At 36.0% G+C, this 2,819-nt stretch carries 6 protein-coding genes and 1 pseudogene; 4 read left to right on the plus strand and 3 right to left on the minus strand.

The annotated features are described in order from the left end of the window. Positions 1-92: 92 nt before the first annotated feature. The 3 genes from D5281_RS24460 to D5281_RS26305 all read right to left on the minus strand — a co-directional run bounded on the left by D5281_RS24460 (position 93) and on the right by D5281_RS26305 (position 1,054). Complete coding sequence (locus D5281_RS24460; RefSeq protein WP_277935612.1) at positions 93-569, minus strand: GNAT family N-acetyltransferase; 477 nt, start codon at positions 567-569, stop codon at positions 93-95. Positions 570-613: 44 nt separating this feature from the next. Beyond that, positions 614-862 carry a GNAT family N-acetyltransferase gene (locus D5281_RS24465; protein ID WP_160562469.1) on the minus strand — a complete coding sequence of 83 codons (249 nt, stop codon included), beginning with the start codon at positions 860-862 and terminating at the stop codon, positions 614-616. A 63-nt stretch (positions 863-925) separates the two neighbouring features. Next, positions 926-1,054, minus strand: coding sequence for a hypothetical protein (locus D5281_RS26305; protein WP_277935613.1), 129 nt, complete (start codon positions 1,052-1,054; stop codon positions 926-928). 109 nt (positions 1,055-1,163) lie between these two features. On the opposite strand from D5281_RS26305, the pseudogene D5281_RS24470 reads away from it, so the two are divergent. The 4 genes and pseudogenes from D5281_RS24470 to D5281_RS24480 all read left to right on the plus strand — a co-directional run. After that, a pseudogene (locus D5281_RS24470) lies at positions 1,164-1,415 on the plus strand (VirD4-like conjugal transfer protein, CD1115 family); the annotation flags it as partial. 427 nt (positions 1,416-1,842) lie between these two features. Next, positions 1,843-2,052 carry a hypothetical protein gene (locus tag D5281_RS26800; protein ID WP_330585326.1) on the plus strand — a complete coding sequence of 70 codons (210 nt, stop codon included), beginning with the start codon at positions 1,843-1,845 and terminating at the stop codon, positions 2,050-2,052. 9 nt (positions 2,053-2,061) lie between these two features. Continuing rightward, entirely contained in the window at positions 2,062-2,211 is a 150-nt protein-coding gene (locus tag D5281_RS26805) for a hypothetical protein (protein ID WP_330585327.1), read from the plus strand. A 287-nt stretch (positions 2,212-2,498) separates the two neighbouring features. Continuing rightward, positions 2,499-2,672 (plus strand): helix-turn-helix domain-containing protein, encoded by a 174-nt coding sequence (locus D5281_RS24480; RefSeq protein ID WP_160562471.1) that lies wholly within the window; start codon positions 2,499-2,501, stop codon positions 2,670-2,672. The last annotated feature ends 147 nt before the right edge of the window (positions 2,673-2,819 follow it).

Consider the following 2,819-nt stretch of genomic DNA (forward strand, 5'->3'; position numbering starts at 1 on the left):
GGTTTTCAGGGACGAGTAGAAGGACGGGGACAGGAAAAGGCAGACGCTTTGAGGGGAGCGGCTGCCTTTTTTGGGTTGTTTACAAGTGAAATTTATAAAAGCTCCATATTTATGGATTTATTGGTAAATCCATAATCAGAATAGATTTTATAGGCAGCTTTATTTTTTGTGTTTACCTGCAATTCAATTCCATCATACCCTCTTTCATCTTTAAGATTTTTGAGGAAATCAAAAAATGCGTGTCCGATTCCTTTTCCACGATATTTTTCGTCTACAGCCATGGAATCTATAAAAATAATATTCCTTGTCACCTGAATTGGATTTTCTATATGCCGGTATATAACAAATAAAATTCCGGCTACTTTTCTATCATATTCTGCAACGAAAAAAGTCCTTTCATTTACTGCTTGTTTATATAGTTCTAAAGGTAATACCGTTTCGTTGTATTTGTAAATATTCGGTCGCCAATCAATATGCATTTGCTGAACTTGCTTCATGATTGCTTCTACGGTTTGATATTCGTCTAGTTCTGCATTTCTGATATGTATTTTCATTATAATTCGTTTCAACCTCCAGTTTTCTTATTTATAACTTTACGACAAACTTGAAGTTATCAACTTAAATGTTTTCCCATCATAATCAAATTATTTGCTTTATAATAACCGAGTTTTTCGTAAAAGTGCATATGATGTAGATCATTAACGCTAATCAATTCAATATGTTCTGCACCATTAGCAGTGACTTCATTTTGAAGTGTTGTCATGAGTTCACTTCCATATCCTTTATTATGACAATCTGCAAATATTACAATTTCCTCAATAAAAAAAGCCATTAAATCGTCAAACTCCTTATAATAGCCCATCAAAAAACCCTACCAAATTCTGATTATCATATTGAAGATAACATAAGGACCCTTCCATTGTCATTACTTGATGAATTCGCTTATATGCCTTTTCGTAAGACCAACAGCCATTTTCAACATTGTTATAATATTCAATATATTTTTTATCACGCTGTCCATGTTATCATCATTCATTTTTATATATTCTATCATAATCCTATTCCTCCACAAATGCCGATTTGCTTCATTGTTGATTTCACTATTTTATCATACAGCCCTATCTTTCTTAATAAAAATCGAATTCATCACTTGACAATGTTGCAAAGAATTGATGTCGATGGATGAGATTTCGGTTATGGATGGTGGAAAATGTATCATGCAGCTTAGAGGGGTTAGACCATTCTTCTCCAATAAGTTTGACATCGCCAAGCACAAGCAGTACCGGCTTCTGTCTGATTTTGATGACAAGAACGCCTTAGACATCGAAAAATATGTAAAGAATCTGTGTAAAGCAAGAGTCAGGGACATTGAAACCGTTGATGAGGTGGAGGATGCAGGCGTGATTGAAGCATGACAACTGAATATGGAAAAAACTGAATAGGGAACTTGTAAACCAGCCACAGGACTTTTGGACAAAAAGTCCAGAAGTGGAATGGAGTTTTGAATGTACTTGGGAAAGGACAAAACAAAGCGTCCGGCATAGCCAATCGCCAAACTGAATATGCCGGATGCCCGCAGGATTCTTCCTAAAGGATTGCTCTGTCTTTATCCTATCATAAGGCAGGGCATTTTACACGAAAAAACTCTTTCGGAAACCAGACAAAAATATTTTTGAGAAAGAAAGAGGTAGAAACATGGCATTTTTTACAACAGCGGTAACAGGTGTGAATTGTGAGTAAAGTGAAAAATGGGAAGAATAAGCAAGGTGAAAATCTGGTGTATGTAGATAGCCCTCATAAAATAAACATGGTAAAATCTTAGAAGAAACGAGGTAAATCAATATGGAAAAACAGGTTTATATCACAGAGGAAGAACGGGCAAAATGCAAAAAGGTGGCTGAAGCGTTTACGGAGCTGTACGAAATGGCGGATATTGTAGTGGTTGATGTCGGCAGATATGGTTTTGTGATGCTGAAATATTATACCCCACCGCATGGTTTTGAAGATGCCATAACCTTTACGGATAGTATGGTATTATTTGAAGAATTGTGAGAGGAATGGTTGAATACAAAGTTGTATTTACTGGCAAAAGGTACTCCATTGTTGGAGAAAGGTTATAAAGTTGTATTTGAGAGTTTATCAGAAGAAAAACAGTCGGAACTTATCGTAAGAAAAGCTAATTTTGCTAAAATGGCAGAGATATATCTGTAATATTATTGTTTCTGTAGAAAAATGAAACCACAATGAGCCAATGATCAAAGGCTGGAAAGGCTCTGTATGATACAGGGCTTTTCTTATTTGTGATTTTTGCTAAAAAGATAGAATGAATGGGTGATGGCGTTATAATCGACTTCTATGATGTTTATTACTAATTTTAATCCATCACGGGTCTAATTCCCCGCAGCTTGCTGCGCTCAGAAGGAAGAAGCTAGGAGTGGATACCCCGTAGCTTGCTGCGGGGTGGTTCATTATACACAATATGGTTGAGGAGGACAGGTATGTTTGAATATATGACAGCGGGAGAAGCAGCGGCACTTTGGAAAATATCAGTACGGCGAGTACAAAGACTTTGCAAGGAGAATCGGATTGAGGGTGTACTAAATATCAATCGTGTATGGCTAATTCCTAAAGAAGCAAAAAAGCCTGATGATGCACAGCGAAGAAAAGAATAATTTGTCACCTATATTTTTGAATTTAGTGTGAATTGTAATGAGATTGTAAGAAGTGTTCGCTATACTAAAATTACAAACTCAAACTTCGCACTTGAATAAGTGCCTATGCACCTTGAAAATTCAATAAAAACTGGCAATAAAATAGCA

The sequence above is a fragment of the Parablautia muri genome, from assembly GCF_009917485.1.
Classification (GTDB): Bacteria; Bacillota; Clostridia; order Lachnospirales; family Lachnospiraceae; genus Suilimivivens; species Suilimivivens muri.

Excerpts from the sequence above, each read along its gene's own strand:
- D5281_RS24465 (WP_160562469.1), bottom strand. The coding sequence starts at position 862 with ATGGGCTATTATAAGGAGTTTGACGATTTAATGGCTTTTTTTATTGAG.
- D5281_RS26305 (WP_277935613.1), bottom strand. The coding sequence starts at position 1,054 with ATGATAGAATATATAAAAATGAATGATGATAACATGGACAGCGTGATA.
- D5281_RS26800 (WP_330585326.1), top strand. The coding sequence starts at position 1,843 with ATGGAAAAACAGGTTTATATCACAGAGGAAGAACGGGCAAAATGCAAA.
- D5281_RS24480 (WP_160562471.1), top strand. The coding sequence starts at position 2,499 with ATGTTTGAATATATGACAGCGGGAGAAGCAGCGGCACTTTGGAAAATA.